General features: G+C 67.2%; 16 protein-coding genes and 4 pseudogenes. 12 read left to right on the forward strand and 8 right to left on the reverse strand.

All coding sequences use genetic code 11. The annotated features are described in order from the left end of the window. Positions 1–26: 26 nt before the first annotated feature. The gene (locus AC4BEG_RS29105; protein WP_490702677.1) at positions 27–1,232 is read right to left on the reverse strand and encodes an NAD(P)/FAD-dependent oxidoreductase; all 1,206 of its coding nucleotides are present in this window, start codon (positions 1,230–1,232) and stop codon (positions 27–29) included. Between the two features lie 276 nt (positions 1,233–1,508). On the opposite strand from AC4BEG_RS29105, the gene AC4BEG_RS29110 reads away from it, so the two are divergent. After that, positions 1,509–2,342, forward strand: a complete 834-nt coding sequence (locus AC4BEG_RS29110) for a GntR family transcriptional regulator (RefSeq protein ID WP_490702678.1) — start codon at positions 1,509–1,511, stop codon at positions 2,340–2,342. A gap of 25 nt (positions 2,343–2,367) precedes the next feature. After that, entirely contained in the window at positions 2,368–2,553 is a 186-nt protein-coding gene (locus AC4BEG_RS29115) for a hypothetical protein (protein ID WP_490702679.1), read from the forward strand. A gap of 47 nt (positions 2,554–2,600) precedes the next feature. Here the strand turns inward: AC4BEG_RS29115 and AC4BEG_RS29120 are convergent, their stop codons facing one another. Then, on the reverse strand, positions 2,601–2,735 hold the full coding sequence (locus tag AC4BEG_RS29120; RefSeq protein ID WP_490702680.1) for a DUF8832 domain-containing protein: 135 nt from the start codon (positions 2,733–2,735) through the stop codon (positions 2,601–2,603). A gap of 20 nt (positions 2,736–2,755) precedes the next feature. Between AC4BEG_RS29120 and AC4BEG_RS29125 the strand changes: the two genes are divergently transcribed. The 8 genes and pseudogenes from AC4BEG_RS29125 to AC4BEG_RS29160 all read left to right on the forward strand — a co-directional run bounded on the left by AC4BEG_RS29125 (position 2,756) and on the right by AC4BEG_RS29160 (position 10,370). Beyond that, complete coding sequence (locus tag AC4BEG_RS29125; RefSeq protein WP_490702681.1) at positions 2,756–3,163, forward strand: hypothetical protein; 408 nt, start codon at positions 2,756–2,758, stop codon at positions 3,161–3,163. Positions 3,164–3,420: 257 nt separating this feature from the next. Continuing rightward, complete coding sequence (locus AC4BEG_RS29130) at positions 3,421–4,344, forward strand: GNAT family N-acetyltransferase (RefSeq protein WP_490707243.1); 924 nt, start codon at positions 3,421–3,423, stop codon at positions 4,342–4,344. A 184-nt stretch (positions 4,345–4,528) separates the two neighbouring features. Further along, positions 4,529–4,723: pseudogene (locus AC4BEG_RS29135) on the forward strand (tyrosine-type recombinase/integrase); the annotation flags it as partial. Next, complete coding sequence (locus tag AC4BEG_RS29140; protein ID WP_490702682.1) at positions 4,720–5,055, forward strand: helix-turn-helix domain-containing protein; 336 nt, start codon at positions 4,720–4,722, stop codon at positions 5,053–5,055. The pseudogene AC4BEG_RS29135 and the gene AC4BEG_RS29140, both read left to right, overlap by 4 nt. Positions 5,056–5,822: 767 nt before the next feature. After that, complete coding sequence (locus AC4BEG_RS29145) at positions 5,823–7,073, forward strand: hypothetical protein (RefSeq protein WP_490702683.1); 1,251 nt, start codon at positions 5,823–5,825, stop codon at positions 7,071–7,073. A gap of 163 nt (positions 7,074–7,236) precedes the next feature. After that, the gene (locus tag AC4BEG_RS29150) at positions 7,237–7,953 is read left to right on the forward strand and encodes a nucleotidyltransferase domain-containing protein (RefSeq protein ID WP_490702684.1); all 717 of its coding nucleotides are present in this window, start codon (positions 7,237–7,239) and stop codon (positions 7,951–7,953) included. 829 nt (positions 7,954–8,782) lie between these two features. After that, positions 8,783–8,914, forward strand: a pseudogene (locus AC4BEG_RS29155) (IS110 family transposase); the annotation flags it as partial. A 55-nt stretch (positions 8,915–8,969) separates the two neighbouring features. Then, positions 8,970–10,370: a tetratricopeptide repeat protein gene (locus AC4BEG_RS29160; protein WP_490702685.1), complete on the forward strand. Its 1,401-nt coding sequence runs from the start codon at positions 8,970–8,972 to the stop codon at positions 10,368–10,370. Between the two features lie 194 nt (positions 10,371–10,564). Here the strand turns inward: AC4BEG_RS29160 and AC4BEG_RS29165 are convergent, their stop codons facing one another. Then, entirely contained in the window at positions 10,565–10,693 is a 129-nt protein-coding gene (locus AC4BEG_RS29165; protein WP_490702686.1) for a hypothetical protein, read from the reverse strand. A 295-nt stretch (positions 10,694–10,988) separates the two neighbouring features. Here AC4BEG_RS29165 and AC4BEG_RS29170 point away from each other — a divergent pair, with 295 nt between their 5' ends. Together AC4BEG_RS29170 and AC4BEG_RS29175 are read left to right on the forward strand one after the other, a co-directional pair. After that, positions 10,989–11,438: a very short patch repair endonuclease gene (locus AC4BEG_RS29170; RefSeq protein WP_490702687.1), complete on the forward strand. Its 450-nt coding sequence runs from the start codon at positions 10,989–10,991 to the stop codon at positions 11,436–11,438. A gap of 170 nt (positions 11,439–11,608) precedes the next feature. Next, positions 11,609–11,980: an SRA domain-containing endonuclease gene (locus AC4BEG_RS29175; RefSeq protein ID WP_490702688.1), complete on the forward strand. Its 372-nt coding sequence runs from the start codon at positions 11,609–11,611 to the stop codon at positions 11,978–11,980. A gap of 16 nt (positions 11,981–11,996) precedes the next feature. On the opposite strand, the pseudogene AC4BEG_RS29180 reads toward AC4BEG_RS29175, so the two are convergent. The 5 genes and pseudogenes from AC4BEG_RS29180 to AC4BEG_RS29200 all read right to left on the reverse strand — a co-directional run bounded on the left by AC4BEG_RS29180 (position 11,997) and on the right by AC4BEG_RS29200 (position 14,601). Further along, positions 11,997–13,094, reverse strand: a pseudogene (locus AC4BEG_RS29180) (integrase core domain-containing protein). Further along, complete coding sequence (locus AC4BEG_RS29185) at positions 13,075–13,638, reverse strand: transposase (RefSeq protein ID WP_490702689.1); 564 nt, start codon at positions 13,636–13,638, stop codon at positions 13,075–13,077. The pseudogene AC4BEG_RS29180 and the gene AC4BEG_RS29185 overlap by 20 nt, the downstream one beginning before the upstream one ends. Positions 13,639–13,652: 14 nt before the next feature. Continuing rightward, the gene (locus tag AC4BEG_RS29190) at positions 13,653–14,099 is read right to left on the reverse strand and encodes an IS110 family transposase (RefSeq protein WP_490702690.1); all 447 of its coding nucleotides are present in this window, start codon (positions 14,097–14,099) and stop codon (positions 13,653–13,655) included. Between the two features lie 4 nt (positions 14,100–14,103). Beyond that, positions 14,104–14,175: pseudogene (locus AC4BEG_RS29195) on the reverse strand (CBS domain-containing protein); the annotation flags it as partial. A 24-nt stretch (positions 14,176–14,199) separates the two neighbouring features. Next, positions 14,200–14,601, reverse strand: coding sequence for a Crp/Fnr family transcriptional regulator (locus AC4BEG_RS29200; RefSeq protein ID WP_490707244.1), 402 nt, complete (start codon positions 14,599–14,601; stop codon positions 14,200–14,202). Between the last annotated feature and the right edge of the window lie 136 nt (positions 14,602–14,737).

The following is a 14,737-nucleotide window of genomic DNA, read 5'->3' on the forward strand; positions in this document are numbered from 1 at the left end:
AACGAGCGCCCATGCCTGATACGTGGTCAGGCGCGTCCGCGCAGCATGAGGTTCCAGTAGAGGAAGGGCAGCCCGTAGCGCTTGAGGTACCACATGTCCCGGCGCTCGTGTGTCGTGTCGATGACGGGGAAGGTGCGGCGCGGCTGCATGGTGTAGTCGAACTCGGCGAGCAGCATCTTCTGCCGTGATGTGACGATCGGGCAGGAGGAGTATCCGTCGTAGGAGGCCGGCAGCGAGACGGCTCCCCCGAGGCTCGCGGCGACGTTCCGCGCGACGACGGGTGCCTGCTTGCGGATCGCTGCCCCGGTCTTGGAGTTGGGCGAGGATCCGGCGTCGCCGAGGGCGAAGATGTCGGGGTAGCGGACGTGGCGCATGGTGTGCTTGTCGATCTCAACGTATCCGGCGGGATCCGCCGGGTCGGCCAGCGGCGTTTCCTTGAGCCAGTCGGGGGCCGACTGGGGCGGCACAAGGTGCATCATGTCGAAGCGGATCAACTCCTCGGTGCCGGAGCCGTGGTCGACGACCGTGGCGCGGCGGCCGTCCGGATCCACCTCGCCAAGTTCGCTGTTCGTGCGTACCTCGATGCCGTAGCGGGCCACCACCCGCTCCAGTTCCTCGGAGAACACCGGCACCCCGAACATGCCCGGCGTGGGCAGCACGAGCACGACCCGGATGTCCTTCAAGACGCCCTGTTCGCGCCAGTAGTCGGCGGCGAGATACGCGATCTTCTGCGGCGCCCCGCCGCACTTGATCGGTCCGGTGGGCATGGTGAACACGGCTGTGCCCGAGCGCATCGAGCGGATCAGTTCCCAGGTCTTTGGCGCAAGGTCGTACTGGTAGTTACTGGAGGTATGCGGCGCGGCCACCGCCTCCGTCATCCCGGGCACCTTGTTCCAGTCGAGCTGGATGCCGGGGCAGACCACGAGCCTGTCGTAGCCGATGGTGCGGCCGCCCTCGGTACTGACGGTCCGCTCCTCGGGGTCGATGGCCTCGGCGCGCTCCCGTATCCAGGAGACACCTTTCGGCATGACGGAGCTTTGAGGGCGCGCGCTCGCCTCGGCAGGGGCACGGCCGCCGCCGACGAGGGTCCACAGCGGCTGGTAGTAGTGAGTGGTGGCGGAATCGATGAGCCCGACGTCGCGGATGCCGGCGCGCAGCAGCCGGGCAGCGACACTGATGCCGGCGGTTCCCCCGCCCACGATGAGGACCTGGTGATGGGCATTGACGGTCACAACCGTGTTCCTTCCGGTCCGAGGGATCCGAGTGCTCAGCTGCAGGTCAGTCCGAGGCGACTGCGTGGCCGTAGTCGTCATCGGTCAAGATCACGCCGCGGCATCGCGGGTCCACGAGTACGGCCCGTACCGTGTGCGCGACATACCTGCGGACCCCGTGCCCATCGGTACTGATGAGCTCTACTGGCACGGCTCCCTGCCGTGATCTCTACTGGCAAGGTAATGTACGAACATTAGATTTGCAAATGTCCGGACCTCAGAGAAACGGAAAAGATCATGGCCAATGCCGGTCCCTCGGCTGCCGCGCCTGAGCCCTCCGCGGCGGGACGGAGGAAGACTCCGAAGACTCCGCTGTGGCGGCACGTCCGCGACGACCTGCGGGCGCGCCTGGAGAGAGGGGAGTTCACCGACTCCTTCCCCGGCGAGAACGAGCTGCGCACGCAGTACGGGGTCAGCCGGCACACCATCCGGGAGGCGCTTCGCGAGCTCCGGCAGGAAGGCCTGATCACCGCGGCGCGAGGACGACAGCCGCGCCCGGTGACCGAGCCGGTCATAGAGCAGCCCGTGGGGGCCCTCTACAGTCTGTTCGCCTCCGTCGAAGCGGTCGGCCTTGAGCAGCGCAGCATCGTGCGCAACCTCGACATCCGCGCGGACGCGCATGTCGCGGTGCGGCTGGGCATGGAGGAGTCGACGCCGCTGCTGTACCTCGAACGCCTCCGCCTGGCTGGTGGAGAACCGCTCGCCCATGACAAGGTATGGCTGCTCGCCACGGACGCCCGTGCGCTGCTCGACGTCGACTTCAGTCACACAGCGCTCTACGACGAGCTCGCCCGCCGGTGCGGCATCCATCTCACCGACGGCCAGGAACGTATCCAAGCGGTCATCCCCACCGCCGCCGAACAACGACTGCTCGAACTCCCTGCGAACGTCGCGGCCTTCTCCATCGAACGCCTCGGTCGCGCACGCGGCCGCGCCGTCGAATGGCGCACAACCCTCATCCGCGGCGACCGGTTCAGCGCCGTGGCGCAGTTCGATGCCCGCGCCGGATACCGCCTCAACCTCGCCGCGACCCGCCTCTCTTCCCCCGGACCGGAACCTACGCCAACGTGACCCGGCTCGTTGAAGGGGCAGGCTCGTGGATCGTGGCACGCCCGCCAAGGCGCCAGTCCCGGTCGGCGACTCCCCGACCGGGCGGATGACATTTTCGGCAAGCGCAGTGGCCAAGAAGATGGCCGCCAGCATCATCACCACCCAGACCGCCGAGATCACCCAGATGCGCACCATGCTGGGCACCAGCTCGCCGTCAGCGACGACATATTGATGTCCGCTGGGGACAGCACCACGGTGCCGCCCCCAGCGGGACGCGTGTCAGCCGACGTGCAGGGTGAGTGCGGCGGTATGCAGCTTGCCGCCGGTCTGGAACTGCAGGAACAGCCGCCAGTTGCCGGACGTGGGCAGCATGGCCTGGAAGGCCAGGTCCGGTCCGCCCGTGTCGCCCTCCACCCTGGTCCATCTGGGCCGCCATGGACCGCCTCCTGCGCGGCGAGCTCCCGCCCGGCGGAAAGTGCGACATCAAGACCCTCGCCCGCGAAGCGGGCGTCGACCGCACGGCCTTCTATGGCACCCGTCCTTACTCCCATCTCCGTGCCGAGTTCGAGCGTCGCCGCCAGGCCCTGCAGCAGACCGGAGACAACCCCGACCCCCGTGAAGCCCAGATCGTCCGACTCAAGGCGGAGAGCACCAAGCTCAGGGAACGGCTGACCCGATCCGAACAGACGATCAACGAGCTTATGGACTTCCGCGCCCAGGCCCTGGCACGGCTCGCCGCCCAGCACGAAGAGATCGTCCGACTCCGCGAAGCCGCCCTCGGCACAAGCCGCGTGAGCCAGCTTCCCGCACCGCGAACCACAGCAATCGGAACATGCAGCTGACACACCGGGATTCACTGGGCACTGTCGGACGCAGGGTGATCGAAAAGGGCTTGCGGACGGGGCGGCGCTTGGCTAGACGTTACGGCGGAACCCCCACCACGAGAGTGAGGGGCCACGACAGCGAGAGGAGGGGTAAGCCCATGATTCTCATGATCACCGCGCTTGTGTCCTCCCGGGGTGCGGACCACATCTGACCCCGGAGCGGGCAGGCGCCTTCACCGGAGCGTGCCTTGACCGTGAAACAGAACGACCTGACCATGCGTCCGATCACCGGACGCGAAGAACTCGTCCTCTTCTCCCAACTGCCTTACACCCTCAACGAGGAACTGGCGGACGACCTTGCCGCCGGCCGCCGACGTCCGGAATGGATGTGGGTCGCCCTTCGCGGCGATCGTCTACTGGCCAGGGTCGCATGGTGGGGTCGGGCTGGAGACGACACACCATTCCTTTTGGACATTTTCGATATCGACGACAGCAGCGCGGATCGCGATCGCGTGGACATCGGCGTGCGGCTGCTGCGGGCTGCCACGGCCGCAGTGGTCCCAGCCGACGCCCGTCCACCCGAGTACAACCGAGCCGTCCCACCCGATTGGTGCGAGGGCGGAGTGATCGGGCGCATCGTCGAGGACCGCATGCTCGCCCTGGAACGGACCGGCGCCCGCCAGTTCGTCGAACGGCTGCTTCTGGAGTGGCGTCCCGGGACGCCACTCCCCGAGCCGAAGGGGCGCCTGGTGTTCCGGCCGGTCCGCGACACCGAGGAAATCCTCGCCCTGATGACTCGGGTCCTGGACGGAACGCTGGACGCGCACAGCAGGGACAACCTGACCCGGATGTCCCCCCGCGAAGCGGCGGCCAGACACTATGAGGAGGAACTCGCGCACTTCCGGAGCCCGCAGGACTGGTGGCGGATCGCGACCCTGCCGGACGGCGAGCCAGTGGGGTTCGTCACCCCGGCCCGCAACGACTACAACCCCGTCATCGGCTACCTCGCCGTACTCCCCGAACATCGGGGCAACGGCTACATCGACGAGATCCTTGCCGAAGGCACCCGGATCCTCAGCGCGCAGGATGTCCCCCGCATCCGGGCAGCCACGGATCTCGGCAACACCCCCATGGCGAACGCTTTCCAGCGCATCGGATACGTCAACTTCGCACGCCGGATCTGCATGATCTGGAGCTGACCGAGGGCGCGGGGCTCCCGCAACGGCGTCCCGCCCGCTCGCCCGCGATCAACAGAGTGAACTGCATAACACCAGCGAGGCTGGAATGCAACACGCGCTGCTGTCATCGTCACGAACGGGGCGTCGAGAGCACACCAGCTCAATGACCACACGAACCCAACCGCACACGGCCTCTGCGGACACAAGGCATTCCTACATCACGCACCTGACCGAGGACGGATATCCCGAGAGGTTCGTCCAGGAACAAGTCGGGCACGCCTACGCTTCGACGACCGCGTTGTACACCTGGGTGTCGGACGAGTACCGCAACCGGCTGATCGAGGACGCGCTCCAGCGGCAGCTGGAGCGCGGTGACGGAGGGGTGTTGATGCCGCGGTGATGCAGCGCATGGGGTTCACGTGGAACCTGCGCCGGTTGATGGCGGAGCGAGATATGTACCAGACCACCGACTTGGTCCCGCTCCTGGCCGACTACGGTGTCCACCTCTCCCGCGAACAGGTCTATCGCCTGGTCGCACAACCCCCGCAACGGCTGTCAATGGACGTCCTGGCCGCGCTGTGCGGGATCCTCGACGTCACACCAGCCGACCTGATCACGGTCACCGAGGTCCGCGTCCAGGTCGCCAAGCCGACGGCGACCGGAGAGAACACCAGTGAATCGAAGGCACCGCCGGCGCGCCGGGTCCAGGTGCGGCGCCCGGGCGAGCGGTGACTGGTCCTGGCCCCGCGAGGCCGGCGTGGACTGAACTTGCCCAGCTGATCACCCGATACCTTCCCGAGCTGCCTTCACAGGAGGCGGACCGGATTGTGGCTGAGCTGACGCCGTCGGCCCGCGGTCGTATCCGGGCCCATTTGACCGCGCACCCGGACGGGCTGCTCAGCGGCGACTCCACCGCACCGCGCTCCGTTCAGGCCTTGATCATCACCTTGGCTGAGGCCGGGGTGCCAGGGGTGAGGAGACCAGCGTGTCTGCGGTGCGGGCGAGTACGGCCGCTGCGGCGGGCTGTGCCCGGCGGCCGGGTATGCCTCGGCTGCGAAGGCGTTCTCGCGGCGCGAGGAGACGTCGGCCCGTGCAGCGTGTGCGGGAAGATCGGCCCCCGACCCACTCGCAAGACCTGCGCGAGCTGCCGCCGGATCCAACTCGCCGCCGACCGGGTCTGTTCGAATTGCGGAAGGCACGCGGCGACGGATCCGTGCTCGAACTGTCGGCCCCGCCCGCACACCCCCTGTGCCCTATGCCGGACCAGCGCCCCGGTATGCGCAAGGTGGCCCGTCGGGCCGGTGTGCCAGCGCTGCTACGGCGACGCCTGCCGTCGGCCATCCATCTGCCCGAGCTGCGAGCGACGCCGAGTTCTCATCGCCCGTTCTCAACACCGGCGCGTCTGCGGCCCGTGCGCTGGCCACTCGGACCGCTACGCCTGCCCCCGATGCGGCGAGCCCCGCTCCTACCAGGTCCGCGACCTGTGCGACCGATGCGCGGTGGAGGACCGACTTACCGCACTGTTCGACGCCACCCCCGACAGCGACACCGGCCAGTACGCCCACATGCGTGCGGCCCTCGCCGACTGCCCGGAACCGGGTACAGCTCTGAATTGGCTGCGCAACTCCCGTTCCGCCCGTCTGCTCGCGGAGCTCATCGCCACCGGACGCCCCCTCACCCACGCCGACCTGGACGCCACTGCCGCCGGCAGTCGATCCAACGCGGTGATCGCCGACTACTTGCGCGGCCTCCTCGTCGCCTACCAGGTGCTCCCAGAACGCGACGAGCTCACCGCCCGGATCACCCGCCACCTCGACCGGGTCACCACCCGCCACCCCGATCACGCGGTCCTGCTCCGCTCCTACGTCCGCTGGTCCCTGCTTCCCCGCGCCCGCCGCCACCAACGCCTCCGGGGCGGCGGGGTGAAGCACCGGATCCGCTGGGCCTACACCCGCATCAACGTCGCCGCGGACTTCCTCATAACGATGGCGGTCCACGAACTGACCATCGGACAGGTCACCCAGCATCAAGTCGACGCCTGGCTCGCAGGGAGTTCCGGGACCCGGCATGAGGTCCGCGACTTCGTCGTCTGGGCTCACCGCCGCCACCATGCCCGGGCCCTGGAGGTTCCACACCGCCCCAAGGCCTATCCGGTCGGACTAGATGAGGACTCCCAGTGGGACCTCCTGCACCAGTGCCTGACCGACACCGACCTCCCACTCGACGTCCGAGTGGCGGGGGCAATTCTCCTGCTCTTCGGCCAGCACCTCACCAGAATTGCCGCGCTGACGACCGCCGCCCTGTCCACTGCAGACGAGACAACCTTCCTCACGCTCGACCGCACTCCCATCCCTCTGCCCGCCTCCCTCGCCCGACTCCTGACCGACCTCGTGGATCGTCCCGCGGCCACCGGCTGGGCCGCGAACACACCTTCCGGCTGGCTGTTCCCCGGACACCTCCCCGGCGCCCATCTCTCCGCAGCCGTCCTCAGCCGCCATCTGGCCGCCCACCACATCCCCAACCGCCCAGCCCGCACCACCGCCCTCGTCGCTCTCGCCCAAGAGCTGCCTCCGGCGATCCTGGGGCCCGTGCTCGGACTACACCCGATCACCGCCGCGCAGTGGCGCCGCCGAGCCGGCACCGACTGGACCGCCTACCTCGCAGCCCGCGCCAACGGTGCTCAGAGCCCTTCCGTGAACCCGCACTCCGAGGATATTCAGCTACAAGTCGCTGCAGAATTGGAAGGGTGATGCTTCAGTGTGAGAGGGGTTCGCCGTTGGCTAGGAGAGTCCGGCGCCTTGGACCGCAGGGCACCGTCATGGCCGTCATACCCAAGGTGGAAAGCATCGGTCGGCAGCGGTACAAGGAGTTGAGGCTGGTCCCGGTTGACCAAGGCTGGCACGATCAACACTCATGAATGATCAAGACGGCTTAACATCTGAAGCTCTGCGCCTGGTCACGCACCGCTTCCCGCATGCCGTGGGCGCCATTCTCGGCGGCTCAGCCGCGCAAGGCCGCACCTCGCCAAGCAGCGACCTGGACGTGGCTGTCCTCCTGCCCGACTCAGACACCAGCCGCCGCGAAGTCATCCGCCACGCCGGTCGGCTGGCCGAGCTGTTCATCCACACCACCGCGGACATCCAGCAGGCTCTGGAGCACAACAGAGGCAACCGCCGAGGCACTCTCCTCTTCATCTACGACCAAGGGCTGCCCCTGCTGGACCTCCACGGCGATGTGGACCGCTCACGCACACAGGCCCGAGCGCTACTCGCCAAGGGCCCCATCGCCCTCACCCCCGCCGAATGGGAGCGAGGCCGCTACCTCCTCACTTGCTTCATGGACGATTTGCTCGACACCCCGTCGACCAACCGTTATGAACAGCTTGCCCTGGCCGACCACACCTTGCGCGAAGCCGCGCATCTCCTCACCGCCCACCACGGAGCCTGGACAGGCATTGGCAAGTGGCTGCCCCGCAGACTCCTCAGCGCGGATCCCGCACGCGGCAGAGCCCTGCTGGACGGCCATCAACGCGTGGCCGAACGCGGCGACACGGCATCACTCGCGGCCGCGGTGGAGCGGATCCTCGATCTCATCGGCGGCCCACTGAGAGAGGGCTACATGCAGCGATAGCCGGAACGGACACGGCTCTCTCCGCCCCCACGCCCCCTCCTGCTGAGTTCACGGACGGGTTCTCAGCGGAATACCGCACGTTGCGAATGACGCTCCCCGCCAGCTGGAGCGTCGGCATGGACGGCGCAGGAGCGGCAGGACTACGCGAACGACTTGGGTGACAGCCGGGCGTTGGACGCGGTGAGTGCGCAGCAGAACCGGCAGAAGGCTGACCAGGACCCATCTACCTGGTTGCCAGCAGATCCCGACGCACACTGCCGGTACGTAGAGGACTGGGCAGCTGTGAAAACACGCTGGCGCCTCTCAGCGGACCCGGCCGAGGTGGCGGTACTCCAGCAGGTCGCGGCTGGCTGTCCGGACGCGGAGATCACGGTCGAGTTGGCCCGTTGACGTCATCGTGACGACGACAGCCAGCCGAAGGTAGCGACGATGTCATCGCTGCCCTTGGGGTCGACTGACCAGCCAGAGGCAGCGCGTGGGTGCGGCTCGATGCCGCCGTCGGCCGGACCGTCACGATCGCCGACGGCGGCACTCCCGGCACCGGCTCGTGGTAGCGCTAAGTGGTTGGCGCTGGAAGTCCTTCGGGGGTTGATCAGGCGGCTCTACCTTCTTGGTCGGGTTGACCGAGCCATTCGTAGGGTTGGGTCGCCCAGGGGTGCTGGGTGTGGCTATCAGGCGGCTGCCGTCTCGTGGCTAATCTGGCTTCGCCGCCCAGCGCCCCACGACGACTCGGCCGCCGATTAGGAAATGCGAACAAGCCGCTGCGTAGAGCAATGCCGGCGAGGTCGTCCGGGGCACGAACAGAGCGAACACACATGTCAGGAGCACGATGAGTCGGATATGGGCGGGGATCGACAGCGGCAAGGGCCACCATCACGGCCTCGCCCTGGACACAGACGGCAAGACGCTGTTGTCGCGGCGGGTCGCCAACGACGAGCCCGAGCTGCTGCAGCTGATCGGTGGCGGCGGAACCGGCTGCGGTAGCGGAGCTGGTCCAGTGGTGCGCGGGGTTGCCGTTGGCGTTGAGCATCGTTGCCAGCCGGGCGGTTCTGGAGCCTCACGTTCCTCTCGCGGAGCTGGCCGCCGAGCTGTGCGATACTTCCTCGCGGCTGGGGGCGCTGGATATCGGGGCGCCGATGGCGTGCCTGAGAACGGTGTTGTCGTGGTCTTACCAGGCATTGACACCGGAGCAGGCCATGGTGTTCGGCATGGTGGGGCTGGCTCCCGGCCCGGACATCAGTGTGCCCGCTGCCGCCAGTCTCGTGGGTTTGCCGGTGGCGCGGGTAAGGACTGTGCTGCGCGCGCTGGAGCGAGTCTCCCTGGTGGAACAGCATGCTGCGGGCCGATACCGGATGCACGACCTTGTCCAGGTGTACGCAGCCGACCAGGTGTGCCAAGACCAGCCTGCTGGTGAACGCGATCTGGCATTGCAGCGCCTGGTTGAATTCAGCACGCACACCGCGCACGCCGCGGACCGGCTCATTGCCCGGCACCACGCCTCGATCGAGCTCGGTGAGCTTCCCGACGGGTGCCAGCCACAGCCACTCGCCGATGCCAGTGAGGCGATGGCATGGTTCAACGCCGAACGCGCCAACCTGATGGCCATCCAGCACATGGCCGTGGAAAAGGCATGGCATGCACCAGTGTGGCAGTTGGCGTGGACACTCACCACGTTCCAGCTTAGGCAAGGGCACCTTCACGACAACCTGACCGCGTGGAAGGCTGGTGCGCAAGCGTCAAAGCACCTCGACGATCCGCACACCCGCACCCGCTCGTACCGGCACCTTGGCCGTGCCTGCGCACAACTCGGGCAGCATGACGAAGCCCTTGCCTTCCTGGAGGAAGGTCTTGCAGGCGCGGAGCGGGACGGTGATTACCTCGGCCAGGCACACACCCATCGCGCCGTTGCTGTGGCGTGGGAACAACAGGGCGACAACCAGCGGGCGCTGGAGCACGTTCAGCAGGCGTTGCGGCTATACGAGGAACTCGGCGTCAAAGTCAGTGGCTCCCACGCCCTCAACGAAGTTGGCTGGTACACAGCAAGACTCGGCAACTATGAACAGGCTCACCAGTACTGTACCCAGGCCCTGGACCGGTGCCGTAACGGACGAGACCGGAGCGGCGAAGCAAGAACCCTGATCAGCCTGGGCTACATCGCTCACCACACAGGCCAGCACGACCAGGCGGCAGAGCACTACCAGCAGGCCCTCAGCCACTACCGGTACCTCGGCGACACATCAGCCCAAGCAGACACGCTCGACCACCTCGGCCACACCCACGCCATCCACGACAAAGACCAGGCCCGCCGAACGTGGCAACAAGCGCTCGAACTGTATGAGGCGCAACATCGCGAGGGCGATGCGCTCCGCGTCCAGCAGCAACTCGCCACCTTGAACGGGCCTATAGAGTCACCGTAACTTCGTTTTCGTGGCGGTGCTGGACGGGGCTGGATCGCACGAGCCGTCCCTGCCGGGGACACATAGCCAAGACAACGATCAAGTACGAGATCTGCGAGCTTCGATTCGGAAGGTAGTGCTGCGGGGACTGTTTCACGGTCTTGCGGCTGTCCCCGTCGTTGCCTTGGTCACCCTGCGGGTTGCCGTGAGGCACGTCATGGTTCTCGGGTCTCGCCGGTGGCCTTGGCGCCTTCGGGCTGGGCCGACTTCCAGGTCCGTTCCGATACCGTCATCCGCCGCCACCAGACCTTGGTCAACCGCGCTTTCTCCTTCTGCTGGGACACCTGGACCAGCCAGCCTGATCCGGACCCGAACCCCGAGCTCGTCCCCAACGCCGACCCCACCGGGCGGCCAGAGTGGGGGCCCACGCTTACCCCAACAGCCCTTTCTGCCCTACTGGCCGCGGGCACTGCTCGCAGTCCGCAGCTGGCTTACCACCTCGACCGCGTTGCGACGCTGTTGGCGGGCATGGTCCGACACGCCCCCACCTCCCGAACTGCAGGCCCTGCTCGACGCGGTCAGCAGAGGACACCACCTCAACCCCTACTCCCTGGTCCAACAAACCACAGCTCGGGGCGGATGGGAGAAACTGGGGCTATGGCCTCTCCCTTGCCCTCGTCTCCCGCCGTTACCGCCCGAATGAGTCTGCAGCCTGGCCGTGACACATTCCAGGAGTTGGCCGTTCGACGGATCCTTCATCGGGCCGGGCTACGCTATCGAATCCACATCCCGGTGCCTGGCCTGCCTCGCCGAAGCATCGACATTGCCTTTACCAGACAGAAGGTCGCCGTCCTCCTTGACGGATGCTTCTGGCACGGCTGCCCTAGCCATGCGACCAGTCCGAAGAAGCATGCTGATTGGTGGCGGGCGAAGCTGGAGCGCAACGTGCTGCGAGATCGCGAGACCACGGAGCACCTGAGCGCCTTGGGCTGGGCTGTTTTGCGCTTCTGGGAGCATGAGGTACCGGATGCAGTCGCTGCGCGAGTTCGCCACGTGGTGGCGACCCGTCGGCAGAACGTCGCCCGGTGATCCCAGCGGCAACTGAACTGGGGCGAGGAGCGGGTGGACGGTGTTCGTGCCGGCTTCCTCGGCTGTCGGTGGCATCGGAGGCCCCGTGCGCCTCCCATGTTCCAGCAGGCAAGTTGGCTCCTTGGCGCGATGCTGGCAGCGCTGTCAGTGCGGTGATCTAACGTCAACTCATGACCGCTAGTGCTGAAGTGATCAACCCTGGTGATGTCCGCACGCGGGCTCAGATTCGTGCAGTGTTCGGGGGGAGTCCGCAAGGCGGGATCTGCCCCTCGATGAGCAAGCACAGCGTCAACCTCTACTCAGACCCGGATGTGGGCGAGCAAGTGGGCTACTACGATGGCTGGTTGGCGGAGCAAGACGAGCTGGGAGCCGTCTTCGAGTACACCGGCGCGGGTAAATCCGGTGACCAGACCTTCGAAGGCACCGCCGGCACAGGGAACCGGGCGATTCTTCAGCACGCGGAGGAGGGCCGGGTGCTGCGAGTCTTCACGCGAGTGGGCAAGGTACCTGGGAGCGATACGAAGACCCTGCCCTTGCCGTAAACCGCATCCGTGCAGGTCACGCCGCATGTTGATATTCGTGGAGGATGCCGCCGAGGCGATCGTGTCGGCGTATGTCGAGGCGGGCTAACGCGTCGGGATCGTCGATCGGCGGGGGCAAGGGGTGCAGTGGCCTGGCGTTCGCGATGCCCTGGTGTGGTCGGTGTCCGTTGTAGAACTGCTCGAACTCGCGAAGAGTGTGGAGGAGATGTCGCTGGTTCCAGATCAATGTCCGGTCCAGGAGCTCGCGGCGACAGGTCTGTATCCAGCGCTCCGTGATCGAGTTCATTCGTGGCATCTGGATGCCGCTGAGGACGACGTCGATCCCCGCGTCCTTGAGGACGGCATCGAAGAGGTCGGGGAACTTCCCGTCCCGGTCTCGGATCATGAACCGTGCGCGGCAGTCGAGGTCTTCGAGGTCCATGACGAGGTTCTTCGCCGCTTGCGCTACCCAGGATGCGTTCGGATGCGCGGTGGCGCCCAGGATGCGGATCCGGCGACTGCCGTGTTCGATCACCACGAGCACGTACATCCGCATCCCCGACAGGGTGACTGTTTCCATGAAGTCGCAGGCCAGCAGGGCATCAGCTTGGCTGCGAAGGAAGGTGGCCCAGGTACGGGAGTTCCGCTCGGGTGCTGGGTCGATGCCGGCCTTCTTCAGGATCTCCCAGACGGTGGGCGCGCCTACCTTCACCCCCAGCACGAGCAGCTCGCCGTGCAGACGTCTGTACCCCCAGCTCGGGTTCTCCTGAGCCGGCCGCAGGACCAGGATGCGGATGGAGCGTACGGTGCGTGGTCGTCCCGGGCGTTGGGTCGGCAGGAGGAGGCGTGGCGACGTGCGACGAGGGTGCGGTGCCAACGCAGCACCGTGTCAGGGCGTACGAGCAGCCGTAATCTTCGCAGGACGTGCAGTGGCAGCCGGTGCAGCAGCGCCGCCAGGAATGCCCGATCGCTGGGCGTGAACCGGACCTTGTCCTTGCCGAGTTGGCGTTCCAGCACGGTGATCTGGTGGCGCAGGGGCGAGGATCTCCGCGTCTTTGTCCCGGTCGGTCATCGGCAGCAGGCGAAGCATCGCGAACGCGTTCGTCACGCCGAGGTTAGCCAGTCTCAGCAGCACGGTCGATCATCTTGCCGCGGTGAGTGCCAGCCTCGCGAGAGCGCCTGTTTTGGCGACTTCGCCGGTCGACCTCCGGTACACCGCGCGCACCGCCTCCCACCAGGGCGGATGACATTCTCGGCAAGCGCAGGGCCTCCGCGGGCGTCTTCCCTTCCGCGATCTTTCGCAGGTAGCACTCCTGTCCGCGCCCGCGGTCGCGGATCTGGCAGACGGCGATGATGTGCAGCACGGAGTTGAGTGCCCGGTTGCCGCCGGTGTTGAGCCGGTGGCGGAGGTTGTTGCCGCTGGAAGCGTCCAGCGGCGCGCTGCCGGTGTAGCTGGCGAAGTGGTGTTCGGTGGGGAAGCGGCTGACGTCGCCGACGTGGCCGATGACCTTGGCAGCCAGCACGGTGCCCAGGCCCGGCAGGTTCATCAGCGTGGTGCGGGCCGCGGCGAGCGCGTCGCGCATGTCAGGCTCGTTGTCTTTGACCTGCCGGTCCAGACGGCGCAGGTCACCCAGCAGATCGCGGGCGATGTCCCGGCGGCAGGCGTCGGTGGCGGTCATGGGCCGGATGCTCTTCATGACGGCGGCGGCCTTGTCGGCGGGCAGCCCGTAGGAGCGCCGCCGGGCACCAGGTCACGCAAGACGGCATGCAGCCGGTTCAGGACACGAGTGCGTTCGTGGACGAGGTCGTCGTGCCGCTCGGTCAGAAGCCGAAGGATGGTGGTCTGGTCCCCGGGCACGACGATCCGCAAGTCATCCCCGAACAGGGCGACCTGGGCCACGTGGAGGGCGTCCGCGGCGTCGGTCTTGCGGTCTCCGCCGGTGGCCGGCAGCCGGGCGCGAGCCGACAGTGTGGAGGGCACGTCCACCACGTCCTCGCCCGCCGCAGCCAGCTGCTGGGCGAGCGTGCGGCCCAGGCCGCGGGCGCCTTCGATGGCGAAGCGGCGTTCAGGCCACTGCTCGCACCAGCGCATCAGCTGCCGGAAGGTGCCGGCATTGACGACGAACCGGCGCTGGGCCACCTGGTGGCGCGTCGCGTCCCACGGCTACGACCGTCCGGGTCATCACATCGCTCACGATGTGCGGTGTCTCAGGCACTTCAGGTCTCCTCGTCTCGCCTCGTCAGGGCACCTCGCCCGCGCCGTGGGGCGCGTACAGGTCGAGTAGGCGCACCCGGGCGGACCTGAGTCGGCCCGCGATCACTCCAGCGACATACGTCAAGAGCGCGTTGTCCAGCTCCGGATCCTTTCCGCACAGCTCACGGACCGCGGCCGCGTCGAACTCGTAGGCACGGACCGGACTGCTGGCCTGGGCTCCCATGTGCCAGTGATAGGGAGGGACCAGCCAGGACCAGCCCAGCAGTTCGCCGGCACCGAGGGTCTCGATGACCGCTGCGCGGCGGCCGGGCACGCGAACGTCGAGAGCGACGGTGCCCGTGTGGATGATCCAGAAGCGGTCGGCATCGCCGCCCTCGTTGAAGATGCGCTCGTCGATCTCGAACGAGACCTCACGAGCGAGCGACATGAGCTGCTCGCGATGCTCCTTGGTCAGGGCGCCGAAAACGCCGGTCCTCCCAACCACAATCGTCTTCCCTTCACCTTGACCTCGAAGCGGAGGCTGGCTCGTATCACGCCGATGAGACGGCCGTGGTGGCGACGCG

The organism is Streptomyces sp. JLBJ103 (genome assembly GCF_058215575.1).

Bases quoted from the DNA above. Each gene is read 5' to 3' on its own strand.
- AC4BEG_RS29130 (WP_490707243.1), top strand. From the start codon at position 3,421: ATGCGTCCGATCACCGGACGCGAAGAACTCGTCCTCTTCTCCCAACTG.
- AC4BEG_RS29175 (WP_490702688.1), top strand. From the start codon at position 11,609: ATGACCGCTAGTGCTGAAGTGATCAACCCTGGTGATGTCCGCACGCGG.
- AC4BEG_RS29110 (WP_490702678.1), top strand. From the start codon at position 1,509: ATGGCCAATGCCGGTCCCTCGGCTGCCGCGCCTGAGCCCTCCGCGGCG.
- AC4BEG_RS29200 (WP_490707244.1), bottom strand. From the start codon at position 14,601: ATGTCGCTCGCTCGTGAGGTCTCGTTCGAGATCGACGAGCGCATCTTC.
- AC4BEG_RS29185 (WP_490702689.1), bottom strand. From the start codon at position 13,638: ATGACCGCCACCGACGCCTGCCGCCGGGACATCGCCCGCGATCTGCTG.
- AC4BEG_RS29170 (WP_490702687.1), top strand. From the start codon at position 10,989: ATGGGAGAAACTGGGGCTATGGCCTCTCCCTTGCCCTCGTCTCCCGCC.
- AC4BEG_RS29150 (WP_490702684.1), top strand. From the start codon at position 7,237: ATGAATGATCAAGACGGCTTAACATCTGAAGCTCTGCGCCTGGTCACG.
- AC4BEG_RS29125 (WP_490702681.1), top strand. From the start codon at position 2,756: ATGGACCGCCTCCTGCGCGGCGAGCTCCCGCCCGGCGGAAAGTGCGAC.